Origin of the sequence: Oceanospirillum linum (assembly GCF_001995095.2) — a bacterium.
In the GTDB taxonomy this organism is placed as follows: Bacteria; Pseudomonadota; Gammaproteobacteria; order Pseudomonadales; family Halomonadaceae; genus Oceanospirillum; species Oceanospirillum linum.
Genome location: NZ_MTSD02000037.1, coordinates 1 through 642, shown reverse-complemented (window position 1 = coordinate 642; position 642 = coordinate 1). Strand labels below are relative to the sequence as shown.

Sequence of the window (642 nt, the reverse complement as noted above, 5' to 3'; positions counted from 1 at the left end):
TAATATAACAACTAAGGGAGTGAAATATAAATGGCAAGACCTAAAAAGAACCCTACGCCCCCTACACTAACCGAGTGGGTAAAACCTGCCAAGTTAGCATTAATCAAGGCTTATCGGGTAGATGGCGCAAGCTTGAATGACGTTGCAAATCTTATCGGGGTTGGTCGTAGCACACTTTACAAGTGGAAAGCACAAGAGCCGAAAATCGAACAAGCATTATCAATGGGTAAAATGGAAGCTGTTGCGCTTGTTGAAAATCGTTTCTTTGAAAATGCTTTGGTATCGAACAAACCAACAGACCAATTAGCGTGGTTACGATATAATAAACGTGACAAATACTATGACGAACAACCAAGAACGCCGAAATCAGACAATGTTGACAGCCAATTAAACGCTTTGTTAGATAAAATCGCAACTGAATTGTATCGCTAGGAAGTGGAAAAATGTCACTTGACCTACTTTTTACGAAAAAACAACAAGAAGTATTGAAAGCCCTAATGAGCGATGATTGGTTTATAGCCGTTTTACAAGGCGCTGTTCGTAGTGGGAAAACATATTTGAATAACTATATTTTCTTATACGAAGTGCGCCGAGTTGCTGAGATTGCAAAGCGTGAAGGAATCACCAACCCGATGTATATTC

2 protein-coding genes are annotated in these 642 nt (G+C 39.7%); both read left to right on the top strand.

The genetic code is table 11. From position 1 onward, the window contains the following. Positions 1-30 precede the first annotated feature (30 nt). On the top strand, positions 31-432 hold the full coding sequence (locus tag BTA35_RS16505) for a helix-turn-helix domain-containing protein (RefSeq protein ID WP_078320904.1): 402 nt from the start codon (positions 31-33) through the stop codon (positions 430-432). A gap of 11 nt (positions 433-443) precedes the next feature. Further along, on the top strand, positions 444-642 hold a 199-nt coding region (locus BTA35_RS16500; RefSeq protein ID WP_439098065.1), incomplete at its 3' end, for a hypothetical protein.